This window comes from Caballeronia concitans (assembly GCF_001544615.1).
Classification (GTDB): domain Bacteria; phylum Pseudomonadota; class Gammaproteobacteria; order Burkholderiales; family Burkholderiaceae; genus Caballeronia; species Caballeronia concitans.
Map to the genome: position 1 here is coordinate 150724 of NZ_FCNV02000001.1, position 19354 is coordinate 170077.

At 64.9% G+C, this 19354-nt stretch carries 13 protein-coding genes; 5 read left to right on the forward strand and 8 right to left on the reverse strand.

Annotation, left to right across the window (positions count from 1 at the left end; all coding sequences use genetic code 11):
- Positions 1 to 19 precede the first annotated feature (19 nt).
- Positions 20 to 937 (reverse strand): MinD/ParA family ATP-binding protein, encoded by a 918-nt coding sequence (locus AWB72_RS00710; protein ID WP_040052845.1) that lies wholly within the window; start codon positions 935 to 937, stop codon positions 20 to 22.
- On the reverse strand, positions 930 to 2657 hold the full coding sequence (gene flhF, locus AWB72_RS00715) for a flagellar biosynthesis GTPase FlhF (protein WP_040052844.1): 1728 nt from the start codon (positions 2655 to 2657) through the stop codon (positions 930 to 932). Before flhF ends, AWB72_RS00710 begins: the two co-directional genes overlap by 8 nt.
- 351 nt (positions 2658 to 3008) lie before the next feature.
- Here flhF and AWB72_RS00720 point away from each other — a divergent pair, with 351 nt between their 5' ends.
- The 3 genes from AWB72_RS00720 (at position 3009) to AWB72_RS00730 (ending at position 5591) form a co-directional block, all read left to right on the forward strand.
- Positions 3009 to 4709 (forward strand): thiamine pyrophosphate-binding protein, encoded by a 1701-nt coding sequence (locus AWB72_RS00720; protein ID WP_040052843.1) that lies wholly within the window; start codon positions 3009 to 3011, stop codon positions 4707 to 4709.
- A gap of 76 nt (positions 4710 to 4785) precedes the next feature.
- Positions 4786 to 5049, forward strand: a complete 264-nt coding sequence (locus AWB72_RS00725; RefSeq protein WP_040052842.1) for a PepSY domain-containing protein — start codon at positions 4786 to 4788, stop codon at positions 5047 to 5049.
- A 20-nt stretch (positions 5050 to 5069) separates the two neighbouring features.
- Positions 5070 to 5591: a cytochrome b/b6 domain-containing protein gene (locus tag AWB72_RS00730; protein ID WP_040052891.1), complete on the forward strand. Its 522-nt coding sequence runs from the start codon at positions 5070 to 5072 to the stop codon at positions 5589 to 5591.
- A gap of 88 nt (positions 5592 to 5679) precedes the next feature.
- Here the strand turns inward: AWB72_RS00730 and AWB72_RS00735 are convergent, their stop codons facing one another.
- Positions 5680 to 6828, reverse strand: coding sequence for a branched-chain amino acid ABC transporter substrate-binding protein (locus AWB72_RS00735; RefSeq protein WP_040052841.1), 1149 nt, complete (start codon positions 6826 to 6828; stop codon positions 5680 to 5682).
- 97 nt (positions 6829 to 6925) lie between these two features.
- Positions 6926 to 10855, reverse strand: a complete 3930-nt coding sequence (putA, locus tag AWB72_RS00740; protein WP_040052840.1) for a trifunctional transcriptional regulator/proline dehydrogenase/L-glutamate gamma-semialdehyde dehydrogenase — start codon at positions 10853 to 10855, stop codon at positions 6926 to 6928.
- 297 nt (positions 10856 to 11152) lie between these two features.
- On the opposite strand from putA, the gene AWB72_RS28800 reads away from it, so the two are divergent.
- The gene (locus tag AWB72_RS28800; protein ID WP_159459335.1) at positions 11153 to 11308 is read left to right on the forward strand and encodes a hypothetical protein; all 156 of its coding nucleotides are present in this window, start codon (positions 11153 to 11155) and stop codon (positions 11306 to 11308) included.
- Positions 11309 to 11314: 6 nt separating this feature from the next.
- On the opposite strand, the gene AWB72_RS00745 is transcribed toward AWB72_RS28800, so the two are convergent.
- Positions 11315 to 13549, reverse strand: a complete 2235-nt coding sequence (locus tag AWB72_RS00745) for a primosomal protein N' (RefSeq protein WP_040052839.1) — start codon at positions 13547 to 13549, stop codon at positions 11315 to 11317.
- A 414-nt stretch (positions 13550 to 13963) separates the two neighbouring features.
- Positions 13964 to 15052: a uroporphyrinogen decarboxylase gene (gene hemE / locus AWB72_RS00750; RefSeq protein WP_040052838.1), complete on the reverse strand. Its 1089-nt coding sequence runs from the start codon at positions 15050 to 15052 to the stop codon at positions 13964 to 13966.
- A gap of 180 nt (positions 15053 to 15232) precedes the next feature.
- On the opposite strand from hemE, the gene AWB72_RS00755 reads away from it, so the two are divergent.
- Positions 15233 to 16066, forward strand: a complete 834-nt coding sequence (locus tag AWB72_RS00755) for a transporter substrate-binding domain-containing protein (protein WP_040052837.1) — start codon at positions 15233 to 15235, stop codon at positions 16064 to 16066.
- A gap of 4 nt (positions 16067 to 16070) precedes the next feature.
- Here the strand turns inward: AWB72_RS00755 and AWB72_RS00760 are convergent, their stop codons facing one another.
- Together AWB72_RS00760 and AWB72_RS00765 are read right to left on the reverse strand one after the other, a co-directional pair.
- A complete protein-coding gene (locus AWB72_RS00760; RefSeq protein WP_087127764.1) occupies positions 16071 to 17018 on the reverse strand; it encodes an alpha/beta hydrolase in 948 nt (315 codons plus the stop codon).
- Positions 17019 to 17620: 602 nt separating this feature from the next.
- On the reverse strand, positions 17621 to 19351 hold the full coding sequence (locus tag AWB72_RS00765) for an AMP-binding protein (RefSeq protein ID WP_087127765.1): 1731 nt from the start codon (positions 19349 to 19351) through the stop codon (positions 17621 to 17623).
- Positions 19352 to 19354: the final 3 nt, after the last annotated feature.

Here is a 19354-nt window from a genome sequence, read left to right on the forward strand (position 1 = left end):
TGGGTCACCTTTGTCTTGATCACATCGACGCCGTGCTGCTCAATGCATGACCGGAAAACGCCGGCGCTCTGCGCACCGTTTCCCGCCCGCCCTTGTCAGACCCGTCAACCAAAAACCGCGCTTCGTCCCCGGCTTCCGCGTCGCGCGCACCAGGCGCGGCACGCATCGGCCAGTGCAGAAGCTCCGCCGCGATCTGGCGGTAATCGCGCGCCGCGGCCGTAGCCGGAAACGCTTCCACCGCCGAGCGCGAGAGCTCCCTCGCCCGAGCGACGCGCGCATCCTCGGACACATATCCCGCCTGCACGAGCGACACAGCCAGATACCGGCTCGCCACACCCGACAGGTTCTCGAACGCGACCGCCGCATCGGCCGGGTTCTGCACGTGGTTCATCAGCACGCGGAACTGGCCGATCGCATGCGCGTAATGCAGACGCTTCATGCACGCGTACGCCTCGGTGATCGCCGCCGCGGCCACGCGCGTCACAATCAGAAAGTCATGCGCCTGCGCCGCGAGCGACGACAACGCGCCATGCCGATCCAGCTGCGCGTCGATCAACACGATGTCCGCCGGGCCGTCGAGCAGCGCGCGACACTGCGCGGCATCGTGGCTCACGCGTTCGTCGCGGGGCGCTGCGATCAGCGAAAAGCCGAACGGCGTCCGCGTCACCACGTCCTGCAGCGCTTGCCGTCCGGACATCACCGCGCTGAGCGCCTGCGAATCCGAAAGCCCCGCCATGCGCGTCACCGATGCGCTGTTCTGCCGCTCGTCGATGACGAGCACATCCTTGCCATGCACGGCGAGCGCCGCGCCGAGATTCACCACCGCCGACGTGCAACCGATGCCCGCCGGTCCGCCCGTGACCGCCACCACGCGCGAACCTGCACGCGTGAGAAGCCGTCTCAGACCTTCAGCCTGGTCGAGCACGAGCTTATCCAAAGCGAACCTCATGAAGTTCGGCCGTCGCGCGCGCGGACAATGCGGAGAGCAGTGCCGGCACTTCCTCGTCCTGCGGCACGAACGGCGAGCCGTCGCGCGGAATGCAGAACGCACTCTTGATCAGAAAACGCTTGGTCGCGACGTACAGGTTCTCCGGCACCTTCTGCCCGGTCGATACGTAATGCACCGGCAGCTTGTAGCGGATGACCGTGTCGAGCACGCCGCCGAGATTCGTCGCTTCGTCGAGCTTGGTCAGAATGCAGCCCGCGAGCGGCGGCTGATCCACCGCGCTCTTGTACGCCTGCACGACTTCGTTCAGCGTGTCGCCGTGGCTCGTCGCGTTGAGCAGCAGAATGCGCTGCACCGGATGACCCGCGCCGCACAGCATCGAAATCTGGTCGGAGACCATGCGATCGCGCTGGCTCATGCCGATCGTGTCGATCAGCACGATGTGTTTGTTGCGCAACTCGGACAGCGCGAGTTGCAGGTCCGCCGCGTCCTTCACCGCATGCACCGAGACGCCGAGAATCTTGCCGAAGATGCGCAGTTGCTCGTGCGCGCCGATCCGGTAGCTGTCCGTCGTCAGAAGCGCGACCTTGCTCGCGCCGAAGCGCATCACGCAGCGCGCGGCGAGCTTCGCGGTGGTCGTCGTCTTGCCGACGCCCGTCGGGCCCATCAGCGCGAACACGCCGCCGCGTTCCATCAGCGCGTCTTCGCTCGCCATCACCGGCAAATTCGATTCGAGCACCTGCTGCACCCATTCCATCGCGTGCTCGGCGCTTTCCATCTCCGGCATGTTGTCGATGACCATGCGCACGAGCTGCGCCGAAAAGCCGGCGGCGAAGAGGCGCTTGGTCAGCACGGCGTCGCTCGGCGTGCGGCGCTGGCGGTCGCTCCAGAGCAGACCCGAGAAGTGTTCTTCCATCATGGCGCGCATCGACGAAAGCTCGTTCATCACGGTTTCGTTGACGACCTCCTCCATGCGCGAACGGATCGCTTCCGTGACGACAGCCGCCGCGTTCGCGGGCAAGCCTTCGAATGCACCTTCAGCCGATGCAGCCGATGCGTTCACCACCGGCGATGCGTCCACTTGCGGCGCGCTCGCGTTGATCTTCTGCGCGGCGCGGCGGGCGGCGACTTGCGCGGCTTCGCGCGCCCACTCGGGCGTGTCGATCTTCGCCGGCGCGGGCTGGCGCTGTGCGTGGATCGCGTGCTCGGTCTTGTCGACGGCCGGTGCTTTCGGCGCGACGGGCACGCCGAGACCGCGCGCAATCGCCGACGATGCCGACAGCGGCCGGTTCGACGGCGTCGCGGCCTGCTCGGCGATGCGTCGCGCATGCTCGATCAGCCACGGATTCGAATCGGCCATCGTGCGCGATGCGTCATCGGCGGGCGCTTCGTCGTCGGCGTCGGTATTCGCGCCGAACACGGAGGAGAACACGTCGCCGCTTGCATACGGATTCGACGCGGCCGGCCTGGCCGCAGCGGCCGCTGCCTGGGCGAGCGCGGCGCGCGGCGTGGCGCTCGCGAAAGGCGCGGGCGCGGCCTGCTCCGCTGCGGGCGAAATGGACGCGATATCGCTGTCCGCGACGCTCATGATTTCAACGGAACCGTCGTCGAGCGTACGGTTCGACAATACGATTGCATCGGGGCCGAGCGCTTCTCGAACCTGTCGCAGTGCGTCGCGGCTGTTCGCGCCAATGAATTTACGGATGTTCAAACTTGCCCCCGATGAGGAATAACTGCGATCTTTGCGAGGCGGACGCCGCCGGATGTTTCGTCGTGTCCGCTTTTCAGTGAAGCCATTATTGCGAACTTGAGGCCTCGCCTATCGCTGGATAAAGGGTGTGAAAAAGGGGTATTTCGGCTGATGGACGGCAGCGACGCGTCCGGCGAGCGCGTCGCGGAAAAAGATTCCGCTTCCTGCGTCATCCACGGCGGCGCGTCGCGGCGTAAGCTGTAGGGCGCTCGCGCGGCACGCAGCCGCGCCGGAAGAACCGACAACCCGCTTTCACGCGACCCAGGTCAGCGACGTCGAGCGCTGGCCGGCACCGACAGGAGACTTTTACGCATGGCGTCCGATGTTTCCCCCGCTTCGACCGCTTCCTCTCAAACCACCGGCGCGCGTCTCGTCGTCGATGCGCTCGTGCATCACGGCGTCGAGCGCGTGTTCTGCGTGCCCGGCGAGAGCTTTCTCGCCGTGCTCGATTCGCTGCACGACGAGATCGGGCAGATAGAGACCATCGTGTGCCGCCACGAGGCGGGCGCGGCGAACATGGCCGAAGCGGTCGGCAAGCTGACCGGCCGTCCCGGCGTCGCCATCGTGACGCGCGGCCCGGGCGCCACGCACGCGTCCATCGGCGTGCACACGGCGTATCAGGATTCGACGCCGATGATCCTGCTGATCGGCCAATGCGCGCGCGACCACATGGATCGCGAGGCATTTCAGGAGATCGACTATCGGCGCATGTTCGGGCAGATGGCGAAGTGGGTCGCGCAGATCGACGATCCGCGACGCGTGCCCGAATACATGAGTCACGCGTTTCATGTCGCGACGGCGGGGCGTCCGGGGCCGGTCGTGCTCGCGCTGCCCGAGGACATGCTGACCGAAGCGTGCGACGCCGTGCCGGCCGCGCCGCGTTATCAGCGCGTGGCGGCATCGCCCTCGGCGGCGCAGGTCGAACGCCTGCGCGATACGCTCGCGAACGCGAAGCAGCCGTTCGTGATCGCGGGCGGCAGCGGCTGGACGCAGGACGCCACGCACGACTTCGCGCGCTTCGTCGAGCGCTGGCAGTTGCCAGCCGGCTGCGCGTTCCGCTTTCAGGACACGCTGAACAACGAGCATCCGAACTATGCGGGCGATGTCGGCCTCGGCATCAATCCGGCGCTCGCCGCGCGCGTGCGCGATGCCGACGTGCTCTTCGTGCTCGGCCCGCGCATGGGCGAATCGACGACGGGCGGCTACACGCTGCTCGACATCCCGAAGACGAAGCAGACGCTCATCCACGTCCATCAGGGCGCGGAGGAACTCGGGCGCGTGTATAGCGCGGATTTGCCGATCGTGTCGGGCATGCCGGAGATCGCATCGATGCTCGCCGCGCTCGATCCGCCTTCGGACATCGCGTGGGCGGGATCGGCCGAGGCGGCGCACGCGTCGTACCTCGACTGGCGCAAGCCGAAGCCGATGATCGGCGACGTGCAGCTCGGCGAAATCATGCGCGCCCTCGCGGATCGTCTGCCCGCCGACGCGATTCTCACCAACGGCGCGGGCAATTACGCGACGTGGCTGCATCGGCATTATTCGTATCGGCATTTCCGCTCGCAGGTGGCGCCGACGAGCGGCGCGATGGGCTACGGCGTGCCCGCAGCCATCGCCGCGAAGTCGCTGTATCCGGAGCGCACGGTGATCGCCTTTGCCGGCGACGGCTGCTTCATGATGTCGAGCCACGAAATCGCGACGGCGATGCAGTACGGGCTGGCGGTGATCTTCGTCGTGGTGAACAACGCACAGTACGGCACGATCCGCATGCATCAGGAGCGGCATTATCCGCATCGCGTGCACGGAACGGGACTCACGAATCCGGATTTCGCCGCCTATGCGCGCGCGTTCGGGGCGCACGGCGAGCTCGTCGAGACGACGGATCAGTTCATGCCCGCTTTCGATCGCGCGGTGAGTTCGGGGCTGCCCGCCGTCATCGAGATTCGCATTCCGCAGGATCAGAGCACGCCCGGCGCGACGCTCGAACAAATTCGGCAACAGGGCAAGCGATAGTTCAAGCTTTCGATTCGCTTGCAGTTAACTTCCGGTGGCAGTAGAGTGATCCGCTCGAAAACACCGGGAGTTAGCGATGCTTAAGATTCTTGCGGTTGCATTGGCGTTGAGCTTGTCGGGCGCGGCGTTCGCGAAGGCCGATTGCGCGGCGCATCCGAAAAGCGAGTGGATGAAGGAATCGGACGCGAAGGCGAAGATCGAGTCGCAGGGCTACAAGATCCGCAAGTTCAAGGTCGACGGCAACTGCTACGAAATCTACGGTCACGACAAGGACGGCAAGAAAGTCGAGATTTACTACGACACGAAAACGCTCGATGTCGTGAAGTCCGAAGTCGACTGAGCGCGCCGTCTCTCATGCCGATGCGCGTAAAAACGTGGGACATCTGGGTCCGGCTCACGCACTGGACGGTGGCGGGCATCGTTGTGTGGAACCTGTTCGGACCGACCGATGCCACGCATCGGCTGCTCGGTTATGTCGCGGCGGGACTCGTGATTGCGCGCATCGTGTGGGGCTTCGTCGGCTCGGCGAATGCGCGCTTCTCCGCCTGGTGGCCGACGCCCGCGCGGCTGCGGACTTATGTGCGCTCGCTCGCGGCTGGCAGGCCGGAGCATCATCGGTCGCACAATCCGCTTGGCGGCCTGATGGCGCTCTTTCTGTGGTTTCTCATTCTCGCGCTCGGCGTGTCGGGATGGCTCATGCGGCTCGACGCCTTCTGGGGCGAAGACTGGCCGCAGGAGATTCATACGTGGCTTTCGCTGATCATCGAAGTCTGCGTGTGCGTGCACGTCGCGGCGGCGGTGCTCATGACGCTGTGGACGCGCGAGGGCCTCATTCGCGCGATGGTCACCGGGTATAAGCGCGGCGAGAAGGCGTCGGATTGAATTGCGCTTCTTCGGAAAGGCAAAACGGCCCGGCCGCTTGCGCGAACCGGGCCGTTCCGATCAAGCCCTGAAGCCTGAAGCGTGGCGCTTACTTGCCGCCCACGCTTTGCAGCGTCGTCCACTTGCCGCCGACGACCTTGTACAGCGTGATGCCGCCGTTCTTCAGGTCGCCCTTCGCGTCGTACGACAGATGCTTCGCCGTCACGCCCTGCATGTCGGTCTTCGCGAGCACCGGCAGATACTTCGCCGGGTCCGTCGAGTTCGCGGCCTTCATCGCGTCGAACATGGCCATTGCGCCGTCGTAGGCGTACGGCGAGTACGTCTGCACGTCTTCGTTGAAGCGCTTCTTGTACTTCGCTTCGTATGCCGCGCCGCCCGGCATTTCGTTCATCGGCAGGCCAGCCAGCGATGCCACCGTGCCGTCAGCCGCGTCGCCCGCGATCTTGAGGAACGTGTCGGTCTTCACCATTTCGCCCGCCATCAGCGGTGCGCGGAAGCCGAGCGTCTTCATCTGCTTGACCATCGGGCCGGCTTGCGAATCGGCGCCGCCGTAGTACACGAGGTCCGGATTCGTCGACTTGATCTTGGTCAGAATCGCCTTGAAGTCGACAGCCTTGTCGTTCGTGAATTCGCGAACGACGATAGTGCCGCCCGCCGCCTTCGCCGCCTTCTCGAACTGGTCGGCGAGACCCTGGCCGTATGCCGTGCGGTCATCGACGATAGCGATCTTCTTGACCTTCAGCGTCTTCACCGCGAACTCGCCCGCGACCGAACCCTGCTGCGTGTCCGAGGTCATCATGCGGAACGTGGTCTTGAAACCTTGCGTGGTGTATTCCGGCGCGGTCGCCATCGCGATCTGCGGAATGCCCGCGTTCGCGTAGATGCGCGATGCCGGAATGGTCGTGCCCGAGTTGAAGTGGCCGAGCATGCCCTTGATGCCGTCGTCCACCAGCTTCTGCGCGACGGTCGTGCCCGTGCGCGGGTCGGCCTGGTCGTCCGCCGAATCCAGCACGATACGAACCGGCTTGCCGCCGATCACCGGCTTCGTCGCGTTGAACTCTTCGACCGCGAGCGTGATGCCGTTCTGGAAGTCCTTGCCGTAGTGCGCTTGCGCGCCGGTCATCGGGCCGGCGAAACCGACCTTCACGTCCTCGGCTTGCTGAGCAAACGCGGTCCCCGCCAGCGACAGGCCGGCGAGCGTCAGGGCTGCCGCCAGCTTGTTCATCGTGTACTTCATAGCTTCTCCTAGTACCAGTGTGGATGGCAGCTTCTGCCGGGATCGCCGTGCCGGCTGCCGTTTGTTTGAATTTGTTGAACCGAGCGCCGCGAACGTCTCAACCGATCGTCATCAAATTCGCATTGCCGCCCGCCGCCGCCGTGTTCACGCTCACCGAGCGTTCCGTCAGCAGACGTTCGAGCGCGTAGTCTTCGCCGTCGTGGCCAGCGTCGGCGAAGGCCCCCGCCGCGACGCCCTGCACCGATACGATCGGCCCGGGGCGCTTGGCGATTTCCTTCACGAGCGACAGCAGTTCGTCGCTGTCGCCTTCGAACAGCACGGCATCGAAGCCGGCTGCGGGATCCTTCTTCACCGCTGCATGCGCCTTCAGCGACGCCGGCAGCGACGCGACCAGCTGCTCGCCCGCCGATCCCGCGAAGAGCGCCTTGTTGCCCGTCGCCAGCACGGCGGCGAACTGCGCGCGCGCCCCGCTTTCCGTCGACGCCACGCACAGCACCGTGCCGCGCGCGCTCAGCGTGTACGTGTTGCGCTCGCCGGTCGGCCCGGCCAGCACGGCGGTCGCGCCCGCCAGCACGTGCTGCAGATAGCCGTCGCAACGCGCGGCGGTCTGCGGATCGCGCTCGCCGATGGCCCAGTCGCGCAATGCGGTGAGGGCGGCGGCGGGCGTATCGGCGGATGCGGTTTCATCGACGACGAGCGTGCTCGCGAGCGACTTCGGCAAGCCGGTCGGGCGCTTGGCGAGGAGACGCTGCAGGTACAGCGCGCCGCCCGCTTTCGGACCCGTGCCCGACAAACCTTCGCCGCCGAACGGCTGCACGCCGACCACCGCGCCGATCACATTGCGGTTCACGTAGATGTTGCCCACGTGCGCCCGCGAGATCACATGCGCGATGGTTTCGTCGATTCGCGTATGGATGCCGAGCGTCAGTCCGTAACCCGTCGTGCGAATTTGGTCGAGGAGTTTATCAAGAGACGCGCGGCGATAACGCACCACGTGCAGCACCGGCCCGAAGACTTCACGCTTCAACTCGTCGATGCTGTCCAGTTCGATGAGCGTCGGCGGCACGAACGTGCCTTGCGCGCAGCCTTCCGGCAGCGGCAGTTGCACGACCTTGCGGCCCTTCTCGCGCATCGATGCGATGTGCGCGTCGATGCTGCGCTTCGCGTCGATATCGATGACCGGGCCGACATCCGCCGACAGCCGGTCCGGATTGCCCACGGCGAGCTGCTTCATCGCGCCGGTCAGCATTTCGAGCGTGCGGTCCGCGACGTCGTCCTGCAGGCAAAGAACGCGCAGCGCCGAGCAGCGTTGACCGGCGGAATCGAACGACGACTGCATCACGTCCGCGACGACCTGCTCCGCGAGCGCCGACGAATCGACGATCATCGCGTTCTGGCCGCCGGTTTCGGCGATCAGCGGAATCGGACGGCCTTCGGGATCGAGTCTTTCCGACAGCGTCTTGTTGATGAGCCGCGCGACTTCCGTCGAGCCGGTGAACATGACGGCACGCGTGCGCGCATCGGCGACGAGCGCCGCGCCGACGGTTTCGCCATCGCCCGGCAGCAGTTGGACCGCGCCCGCCGGCACGCCGGCCTCGCGCAGAATCCGCACGGCTTGCGCGGCGATCAGCGGCGTCTGTTCCGCGGGCTTCGCGAGCACTGGATTACCGGCCGCGAGCGCTGCCGCGACCTGGCCCATGAAGATCGCGAGCGGGAAATTCCACGGGCTGATGCAGACCACCGGCCCGAGCGGACGATGCGTGTCGTTCGAAAACTCCGCGCGAATCTGCGACGCGTAGTAGCGCAGGAAATCGACGGCTTCGCGAATCTCCGCGATCGCGTTCGGCAGCGACTTGCCCGCCTCGCGAATGATGAGGCCCATCAGCGTGTGCATTTGCGCTTCGAGCAGATCGGCGGCGCGCGAGAGGCAGTCGGCGCGGTCTTCGACGGGCGTCGCTTGCCAGATCGGCGCGGCAGCCACCGCGTTCGCAAGCGCGGCGCTCACCTGTTCCGACGATGCTTCGATCACCGCGCCGACCACATCGCGATGATCCGCCGGATTGCGGATGTCGCGCGCGACGCCGTGGACGGCCGTGCCGCCTTCGAGCATCGGCGCGGCTTGCCACGGATGATTGCCGCTCGCCAAGAGCGCCGATGACAGCGACGCCAGCCGATGCTCATTCGACAGATCGAGGCCCATCGAATTGAGGCGCTCGTTGCCGTAGAGCTGGCGCGGCAGCGGAATTTTCGCGTGCGGCGCGCCGAGCGGAACGATCTTCATCGCTTCGTCGATCGGATCCTGCACGAGATCCTTGACCGGAATCGATTCATCCGCGATGCGGTTCACGAACGACGTATTCGCGCCGTTCTCCAGCAGACGCCGCACGAGATATGCGAGCAGCGTTTCGTGCGTGCCGACCGGCGCGTACACGCGGCACGGGCGGTTCAGCTTGTCGCGGCCGGTGACTTCTTCGTAAAGCGGCTCGCCCATGCCGTGCAGGCACTGGAACTCGTACTGGCCGGGATAGTAGTTCTGCCCCGCGAGGTGATAGATGGCGGACAGCGTGAACGCGTTGTGCGTCGCGAATTGCGGATACACCGCGTCAGGAGCTGCGAGCAGCTTCTTCGCGCACGCGAGATACGAGATGTCCGTGTAGATCTTGCGCGTGTAGACCGGATAGCCTTCGAGACCGTCGACTTGCGCGCGCTTGATTTCGGTGTCCCAGTACGCGCCCTTCACGAGACGGATCATCAGGCGATGACGGCTGCGGCGCGCCAGATCGATCAGATAGTCGATCACGAACGGGCAGCGCTTCTGGTATCCCTGCACCACGAAACCGATTCCGTTCCAGCCCGCGAGTTCGGGATCGAAGCACAGCGCTTCGAGCAGATCGAGCGACAATTCGAGACGATCGGCCTCTTCAGCATCGATGTTCAGGCCGATGTCATAGCGGCGCGCCAGTTGCGCGAGCGCGCGCACGCGCGGCAGCAGTTCGGTCATCGTGCGCTCCTGCTGCGAGCGCGAATAACGCGGATGCAGCGCCGAGAGCTTGATCGAAATGCCCGGGCCTTCGTAGATGCCGCGCCCGCCCGCCGCCTTGCCGATCGCGTGAATCGCCTGCTCGTAGGACGCGTAGTAGCGCTGCGCGTCTTCTTCCGTCGTCGCGGCCTCGCCGAGCATGTCGTAGGAGTAGCGGAAACCGCGCGCTTCGAACTTGCGGCTGTTCGCGAGCGCTTCGGAAATCGTCTCGCCGGTGACGAACTGCTCGCCCATCAGACGCATCGCCATGTCGACGCCCTTGCGGATCAGCGGTTCGCCGCCCTTGCCGATCATGCGCGTCAGCGCCGACGACAAGCCCGCTTCACTGTTCGTCGTCACGAGCTTGCCAGTGATCATCAGGCCCCACGTCGCCGCGTTCACGAAGAGCGACGGCGCCTGGCCCATGTGCGAGCGCCAGTCGCCCTTGCTGATCTTGTCGCGGATGAGCGCGTCGCGGGTCGCGCGGTCGGGAATGCGCAGAAGCGCTTCGGCGAGGCACATCAGCGCGACGCCTTCCTGGCTCGACAGCGAGAACTCGTGGATCAGCCCTTCGACGCCGCCGCCCGTGCTCTTCGCGCGCAACGCTTCGACGAGCTTCGTCGCGAGCTTTTCGGTGTCGGCGGCGACGGTGGTGGGCAGACGCGCCTGGCCGATCAGGAACGGCACGCACTCCGGCTCCGGCCGGCGATACGCCGCCGTGATCGCCGCGCGCAGCACCGATTGCGGCTGCACATTCTGCGCGAAATCCAGAAAGGGGTGCGGTGCGCCGTCTTCGTCGGTGTCGACGGAAGCGGCGTCGTTCAGATCCGATGCGCCGTTCACGCCCGACAGTTCCGGCGGAAGCTGGCCATGCTCGATGCGTTCGAGATAGGCGAAGATCGCCTGCTTGATGAGCCAGTGCGGGGTGCGTTCCAGTCGCGTGGCGGCGTCTTTCAGCCGGGACCGCAGCAAATCGTCGACTTTCACGCCAAGGGTTGTGCTCGCCATATTTCCTTCGTTTGCCGGTCGTGCCCACCCGGCCAGAGACCAAAAAGTTGGCGAATCGTACCCCGCTGATTTAAAAGGTGCAACCGATGTTTCCGAGATGGTTGCACCCCGTTCAGAGCGTTATCCCACAAGGCTTTGCGCCATTCGCCCGCCGGCTGGCGGATGGCGGAAATTGCCTAGTAGTTTCCCTAACTCAAGTTTTTTGGGACAAAGCCCTAAGTAAATGCGACTCCGGAGCCGATATAAAGGCGACGCCCGCCAACGACGCGGCTTGGGGCTTACGGGGAGAAGAGGAGCATGAGTACTTGGATGTGGGTTGTCGGCGCCTGGATCATTTTCGCGATCTGCGTCGTGCTGTTCGTGCGCGGGGCGTCGGCGCGCACGGATGCGGTCGATGAATCGCGCCCGGAAACGGCGCCCGCGCAAGGCGAGCGGTCGGGCGCGAAGGTCTGAGCGAGCTCAGACGTCGAGCGGATCGACTTCCACGTTCCAGCGCAACACGCCCTTGAGCGAGCGCAGGACCGGTTGCCACGCGCGCAACGCGGACTGCAGCGCGGCCCGCGATCCGCTTTCCAGCAACAATTGCGCGCGATGCACGTTGAATACTTTCACGATGGTGAGCGGCACCGGATCGTAGACCGTCACGCGGTCCGCGCCCGGCAAGGGCGCAAACGCCGCCGCCGCTTCTTCGAGAAACGCGATGGCCGCCTCGAGCGTGCGGCCTTCGGCGCGCAGCATCGCCTGATAGACGAACGGCGGCAGGCGCGCGTCGCGGCGCTCGGCGAGCGTCGCGTTGGCGAATCCGACGTAGTCCTGCCGCGATAACGCGAGATACAGCGCGTGACGCGGATAGCGCGTCTGGATCAGCACTTCCCCCGGCAGACCGGCGCGGCCCGCGCGGCCGCTGACCTGCGTGAGCTGCGCGAAAAGCCGCTCGCTCGCGCGGAAGTCGTGCGAAAACAGCGCGGTGTCGGCGTTCAGCACGCCGACCAGCGTCACGCGGCGAAAGTCGTGTCCCTTCGCGATCATCTGCGTGCCGACGAGGATATCGACTTCGCCGGCGTGGACATCGGAGAAAAGCGCCTCGGCGCTGCCCTTGCGGCGCGTGCTGTCGGCGTCGATGCGCAACACGCGCGCGCCCGGCACCACGCTCGCGAGCGTCTCTTCGACGCGCTGCGTGCCGCGTCCCATCGGCGCGATATCGATGTTGCCGCACTCCGGGCACGACTTCGGAATACGCGATTCCCAGCCGCAATGGTGGCAGCGCAACGCGCGCTCGGGCTTGTGCAGCACGGCGTAGGCGCTGCAGCGCGGGCAGCCCGCGACCCAGCCGCACGCTTCGCAGGAAAGGATCGGCGCGTAGCCGCGGCGATTCAGGAACACGAGGCTTTGCTCGCCGCGCTCGAGCCGCGACTTCAGCGCGGCGATCAGCGGCCCCGACAGTCCTTCCACCGATGCGCGGCCACGCTGCCGCTCTTCTTCCAGATCGACGAGGCGCACCACCGGCAGCGCCGCGTCGGCAACGGCGCGTCGCGTGAGCGTGAGACGCGTGTAGCGGCCCTGCTCGGCCTGCCACCAGGTTTCGAGCGATGGCGTCGCGGACCCGAGCACCACCGGAATATCCAGTTGCTTCGCGCGATACACGGCCAGATCGCGCGCGGAATAGCGCAAGCCTTCCTGCTGCTTGTACGCGGGATCGTGTTCCTCATCGACGACGATCATTTCGAGCTTCGGCAGCGACGCGAGAATCGCGAGCCGCGTTCCCAGGACGATCCGCGCGCTCCCGGTATGCGCCGCGAGCCAGTTCCGCGCGCGTTCGCCTTCCGCGAGGCCGCTGTGCATCGTGACGATGGAACCCGCCGCGAGCGCCGCGAATCGCGCGCGAAACGCCGCTTCGAACTGCGGCGTCAGGTTGATTTCCGGCACGAGCACGAGCGCCTGCGCATCCGGCTGCGCGGACAGCATTTCGGCAAGCGCGTGAAGATAAACCTCGGTCTTGCCGCTGCCCGTCACGCCATGCAGCAGGAACGGCGCGAAACCTTGCGCGCCGGCAATGGCCGTCACGGCGTCGCGTTGTTCGTCGGTCAGATGGGGAAGCTGCGCTGCGCCGGTCGGCGATTCATGCGGCGGCGGCGTTTCAGCCGCAGCCCGCTCGATCCAGCCGCGCGCGAGCCACTCGTCGAAGATCGCGGCGGCTTTCGGATGCAGCGCGCGGGCATCGGACAGGCCGAGCGACTTTTCCGCCGCGAGCGCATCCGCCAGCCGACGCAAGGCGGTCGCGCGCGCGGGCAAGACATCGTGGATTTCGGCGCGTCCGGCCGGCAGCAGGCTGAAGCGCTCCTCCACCGCGAGCAGCCGTTCCCAGCGCGATGCATCGCGCAACGCCTGCGGCAGCGCCGGCAACGCGACCTCGCCGAGTCCGCGCTGATAGTAGTCCGCCGCGAAACTCGCCAGCGCGATCCATTGCGCGGAAAGCGGTGGGCAGTCGACGCAGATGTTGCTGACGTCGCGCAGCTTGTTCGCGGGAACGTCCGTCGTCGATAGAACTTCGCAGATCAGCCCGACGACCTCGCGCCGTCCGAACGGCACGAGCACGAGCTTTCCGGCGATCGGATCGGCGGGCAGCGAATAGCGGTAGTCGAACAGCACGGGCATCGGCTGATCGATGGCAACGCGCACGAAAACGTCGGTCATCGTGCGGCGTTGGCGAGAAAGCTCGCCGTGAAACTTGCACACGGTGCGACAGGCCGTCGCGAAACGAAGTTAAAGTGAAACATCACAATCGGCCGTAAGTAGCCGATTATTTTTGGATTTCCCGCGCTTTCCACAGGCCTGTGGATAACTTTGTTGAGAAGTCCGCGCGGCGCGGCCGAAAGGAATGTCACGAATCGCTTATGTGCGTTTGCCCACATTCCGGACAAGGCTCGTTAAAGTTGTTAGAAATCAGATACTTGAAGCGCGAATAGAGGCGCTTTATTGGCCACGTGCGTCCATATGTCTGATGGCGCGACGCAACGAACAAAATGTGCATAAGTCGATCTTGACATCCCGGTGCGCCGCGAACCACGGGCGATGCGGCCGACGCTGCACCGCAGCATCATTTCAGCTTCATTGCGCCGCGCGCATTTTACGGCTGTGCTGGTGAACTTCGTCGACCAGTTCGGCGACGTGATCGGGCGGCGTGAATTGCGAAATGCCGTGGCCGAGGTTGAAGACGTGGCCCGGAAAATTCCCGAAGCTTTCGAGAACGCCGCGCGCCTCGGCACGAATGGTCTCGGGCGGCGCGAACAGCACCGAGGGATCGATGTTGCCCTGAAGCGCCACGCGGTCGCCTACACGCTCGCGCGCGACGCCGAGGTTCATCGTCCAGTCGAGGCCGACCGCATCCACGCCGGTCGCGGCGATCTCGTCGAGCCACAGCCCGCCGCCCTTCGTGAACGTGATGACCGGCACGCGTGCGCCGTCGTGCTCGCGCTTCAGGCCGGCGACCACCTTCGCGATGTAGTCGAGCGAAAAGCGCTGATACGCGCCATCCGCGAGCGCTCCGCCCCATGTGTCGAAGATCATCACGGCTTGCGCGCCCGCTTCGATCTGCGCATTCAAATACGCGGTCACGGCTTGGGCGTTCACATCCAGAATGCGGTGCATCAGGTCCGGCCGGGCGTAAGCCATCGACTTCACCGTGCGATGGTCGTCCGAACCGCCGCCTTCCACCATGTAGCAGGCGAGCGTCCACGGGCTGCCGGAGAAGCCGATCAGCGGCACTTTCTGGCGGCCCTGCGCGTCGGTGAGCGCACGGCGGATCTGGCGCACGGCGTCGGTGACGTAGCGCAGCGTCGCGTCGATGTCCGGCACGGCCAGGCGCTTCACGTCGTCTTCGGTGCGCACGGTGCGCTCGAAGCGCGGACCTTCGCCCTGCACGAAGTTCAGACCGAGACCCATCGCGTCGGGGACGGTCAGAATGTCGGAGAAGAGAATGGCGGCGTCGAGCGGAAAGCGTTCGAGCGGCTGCAGCGTCACTTCCGTCGCGAAATCCGGATTCTTCGCCAGCCCGAGAAAGCTGCCGGCGCGCGCGCGCGTGGCGTTGTATTCGGGCAGATAGCGGCCCGCCTGGCGCATGAGCCAGATCGGCGTGTAGTCGGTCGGCTGGCGCAGCAGCGCACGCAGGAAAGTGTCGTTGAGAAGAGTCTGTGCCACGTCGCTCGGTGCTGAAGCCAGAAGAGAATCGTCCATTCTACCGGACCGGCTGCCCGTTTTCGCGGCAGCGCGGCGGCAAATCCGCACGGCGCGCCTATTTTCGAGACGATGTTCAGACGCCCGCGTGCTCGCTATCATCGATGGCCGCCTCATCGCCATTACAACAACTCAGGAGCATCGATGAAACGCACGTCCTTCTGTCTCGCCGCGTGTGCCTTTGCGTGGTCGCTTTCCACATCGGGCGTCGCGCACGCCCAGACGGTTCAGGCCGGCAGCGTCGCGCAGGCCGCGTCCGCGCCGTCTGCGCCAACGGCATCCCGGCTCGACGACATCATCGCGCGTCACACGCTGCGCGTCTGCACCACCGGCGACTACAAGCCGTACACGTTCCTGCGGCCGGACGGGCAGTTCGAAGGCATCGATATCGATCTCGCGGACAACCTCGCGAAGTCGCTCGGAGCGAAGGCCGAGTACGTGAAAACGTCGTGGTCGAACCTGATGAACGACTTCGTCGCGAAATGCGATATCGCGGTGGGCGGCGTCTCGACGACGCTCGATCGCCAAAAACGCGCGTTCTTCACGGCGCCTTACATGGAAGACGGCAAGACGCCGATCGTGCGTTGCGCCGATGTCGACAAGTACCAGACCGTCGCGGCGATCGATCAGCCGGGCGTGCGGACGATCGTCAATCCCGGCGGCACCAACGAGCGCTTCGCGAAGCAGTTCTTCCCGCACTCGCAGTTGATCGAGTACCCCGACAACGTGACGATCTTCAAGCAGATCCTCGACGGCCACGCCGATGTCATGGTCACCGATGCGTCCGAAACGCTGCTCCAGCAGAAGCTAAATCCCGGCCTGTGCTCGGTGCATCCCGATAAGCCGTTCCAGTTCGGCGAGAAGGCTTATCTGCTGCCACGCGGGGATATCGCGTGGCAGCAGTATGTCGATCAATGGCTGCACCTCGCGCGATCGACCGGCGAGTTTCAGGCGGTCGTCGACAAGTGGCTGAAGTAATCGCCTATCGCTCGGCGCGCAGCAGTTCGCCTGCGCGTTCACCAGCCTTGCGGAACCAGCCGAGCGCCGCTTCCGATTGCGTGTGCAGCCGCGCGAAGCCATGCGTCATGTCTGTGGCATCGATCATTTCGACGCGGCCGCCGTTCGTTTCGAGGAAGCGCTGAAGCTCGAAGGCGTCGTCGTACAGCGGATCGTGGGCGGCCGCGACGATCAGCGCCCGTGCCGGCGTGCGCTCGAACGGCTCGGCGAGCGGGAAGGCGCGCACGTCGTGATCGCCGGGCGCGACGCCGGACAGCAATTGCGTCCAGTACCACTTCATCTCGTCGTTGGTGAGACCCGGCCCGTTCGCGTTGGCGATGCAGCTTGCGCTCTCGAATTGCCGACGCATCACCGGGTAAAGCAGCAGTTGCAAGCCGATGAGTCCCGCCACGCGCTCGTTCGCACCGCGCGCCGCGACGACGGCCAGATGCGCGCCCGCACTGTCGCCGCCGACGCCCAGACGGTCGGTTGCGAACCCCATCCGCGAGCGATGCTCCGCGAACCAGATCAGCGCGTCGAGGGCGTCATCGCAGGGCGCGGGAAACGGATGCTCGGGCGCGAGGCGATAATCGACGCTCGCCACGGCACACTGCGCGTCGCGCGCGAGACGGGCTACGAGCGCGTCGTGGGTATCGAGGTCGCCGACCACCCAGCCGCCGCCGTGGAAATACACAAGTAACGGTAGCGGGCCGGAGGTCGCCTTCGGCTTGTAAATACGCGCGGCAAGCGTCCGTCTTTGTAAAACAATGTCAATGTCCTCGACGGTCACCGCGTCGTCACGCTCGCGCGCGTAGGCTTGCGCTACGTCCCTGAACCGCTGGCGTATGGTGGGCGCGCTGGCGTCCGGTCCGAGCGGCGGGAACGCTTCTGCGACTCCCCGGTAATAGCGGAGCAAGGCTGCGTCGATGGTCATGCAAGTCTCCAGGATTGGTTTTTGATGAAAGAAACGAGCGTAATCCGAGCGTGAAATCGATTTTCATCCGTCCGCACGTGCTATTTCTCGTACGAATCGGTTAAAGGCCGCTGACCCAAAAAATCGCATTTTGCCGATAATCGCAGGCAACAGAATAATTGCCCTGAATAAAAGACAACATTTGAACGACGAATGCAGATTTGGCGCGAGAATGTTTAATCACAATTCCCTATGGGTGAGTTACAACCTGAAACACTTTGTTACGGCGATCCGGATTCAATTCGCCCACAATCTGTTGAAACGGTTTCAACACGGATGGGATCGGGCGCGCAGTGCAAATATCGCGTGTCTCGATGGTCGGCAAGGTTCGAAGCTCTTTTCAGGGGCATCCGTGTTGGGATCGTTCTTCGATTTGGTATCGAAGTCTCCCACAGTTGGTCTCCTCGCGCTAACCCCGTAGCGTGTGGTTTTTAGCGGGCTCCAGGCCCGCTTTTTTTTCGCTTGAACAAACGTTTGCGCCTCGCGCGCCCGACGTTCGTTCCATGACAGAAGGGAGCGCAACGCGCTCCCTTTGTCTTTTCCGCCGCGCGACATCGCCGCTTTCACGCGGTTTTGGCTTCGGCAAGTTTCAGTTCATCGATCATGCGCGCCCGCATCACGAACTTCTGCGCCTTGCCGGTCACGGTCATCGGCAGCTCGTCGACAAAGCGGATATAGCGCGGAATCTTGTAATGCGCGATCTGTCCTTGGCAAAACGCGCGGATATCGTCCTCGCTTGCCTGTTCGCCGGGCCGCACCACGATCCACGCGCAGACTTCCTCGCCGTACTTTTCGTCGGGCACGCCGAACACTTGCACCGATTGGATCTTCGGATGCCGAAACAGGAATTCTTCAATTTCACGCGGATAAACATTCTCCCCGCCGCGAATGACCATGTCCTTTAGCCGGCCGACGATATTGCAGTAGCCATCCGCGTCGAGTGTCGCGAGGTCGCCGGTGTGCATCCATCCGTCGATAATCACTTCGCGCGTCCTAGCGTCGTCGCCCCAGTAGCCCTTCATCACCGAATAGCCGCGCGTGCAGAGTTCGCCCGTCTCGCCGACCGGCACGATCTCGCCGAGCGGATCGACGATCTTCACTTCGAGATGCGGCTGAATGCGGCCGACGGTCGTCGTGCGCTTGTCGAGCGGGTCCGTCGTCGAACTCTGGAACGACACGGGACTCGTCTCCGTCATGCCGTACGCGATCGTGATTTCCGCCAGATGCATCGTGGAAACGACGCGTTTCATCGTTTCGATCGGACACGGCGAGCCCGCCATGATGCCGGTGCGCAATCGGCTGAGATCGTATTTCGCGAAGTCGGGGTGATCGAGTTCGGCGATGAACATCGTCGGCACGCCGTGCAGCGCGGTGCATTTTTCCTCGTGGACGGCGGCGAGCGTCGCGACGGGATCGAACGCTTCGCCGGGGAAGATCATCGCGGCGCCGGTCGAGACGCACGCGAGCACCGCCAGCACCATGCCGAAGCAGTGATACAGCGGCACCGGGATGCACAGCGAGTCTTGTTCGGTGAGGCGCATCGCCATCGCGATGTATCGCGCGTTGTTGACGATATTGCGATGCGTGAGCGTCGCGCCCTTCGGATTGCCCGTCGTGCCACTCGTGAACTGGATGTTGATCGCGTCGTCGGGGGACAGCTTCGCTTCCAGCGCGTCGAGCCGGGCTGTGTCGAGGGCAGCGCGGCCCTGGCGCATCACGTCATCGAAATTCAGCATGCCGGGCGTGGCGGTGTCGCCCATGCGGATCACCGTGCGAAGTTCGGGCAGCCGCGCTGCGTGCAGCGCGTTCGGCTCGGCATCGGCGAGTTCGGGCGCGAGCGTCTGAAGCATCTCCAGATACTTCGACGTCTTGAACTGTTCCGCCGCGACGATCGCCTTGCAACCGACCTTGTTCAGCGCGTACTCGAGTTCCGCCAGCCGATACGCCGGATTGATGTTGACGAGGATCGCGCCCATGCGCGCGGTCGCGAACTGCGTCAGCAGCCATTCCACGCGATTCGGCGACCAGATGCCGACGCGATCACCCGCTTCGATTCCGAGTTCCAGCAGGCCGCTCGCGAGCACATCGACTTGATCGGCGAACTCGCGCCACGTCCAGCGGATGCCCTGCTCGCGGAACACGACTGCCGGCCGGTCCGAAAATCGGCCGACGGTGTCGAGCAGGAAGCGCGACACGGTTGCGTCACTCAAGGGAATATCGGTCGCGCCGCGGACATAGGAAAGCCCGTCGCGTGGTTCGATCTGCGCGCCGGCCTGCGTCGGTTCAGTTGCCATCGA

Bases quoted from the DNA above. Each gene is read 5' to 3' on its own strand.
- AWB72_RS00720 (WP_040052843.1), top strand. From the start codon at position 3,009: ATGGCGTCCGATGTTTCCCCCGCTTCGACCGCTTCCTCTCAAACCACC.
- AWB72_RS00725 (WP_040052842.1), top strand. From the start codon at position 4,786: ATGCTTAAGATTCTTGCGGTTGCATTGGCGTTGAGCTTGTCGGGCGCG.
- AWB72_RS00730 (WP_040052891.1), top strand. From the start codon at position 5,070: ATGCGCGTAAAAACGTGGGACATCTGGGTCCGGCTCACGCACTGGACG.
- AWB72_RS00735 (WP_040052841.1), bottom strand. From the start codon at position 6,828: ATGAAGTACACGATGAACAAGCTGGCGGCAGCCCTGACGCTCGCCGGC.
- putA (WP_040052840.1), bottom strand. From the start codon at position 10,855: ATGGCGAGCACAACCCTTGGCGTGAAAGTCGACGATTTGCTGCGGTCC.
- AWB72_RS28800 (WP_159459335.1), top strand. From the start codon at position 11,153: ATGAGTACTTGGATGTGGGTTGTCGGCGCCTGGATCATTTTCGCGATC.
- AWB72_RS00745 (WP_040052839.1), bottom strand. From the start codon at position 13,549: ATGACCGACGTTTTCGTGCGCGTTGCCATCGATCAGCCGATGCCCGTG.
- AWB72_RS00755 (WP_040052837.1), top strand. From the start codon at position 15,233: ATGAAACGCACGTCCTTCTGTCTCGCCGCGTGTGCCTTTGCGTGGTCG.
- AWB72_RS00760 (WP_087127764.1), bottom strand. From the start codon at position 17,018: ATGACCATCGACGCAGCCTTGCTCCGCTATTACCGGGGAGTCGCAGAA.
- AWB72_RS00765 (WP_087127765.1), bottom strand. From the start codon at position 19,351: ATGGCAACTGAACCGACGCAGGCCGGCGCGCAGATCGAACCACGCGAC.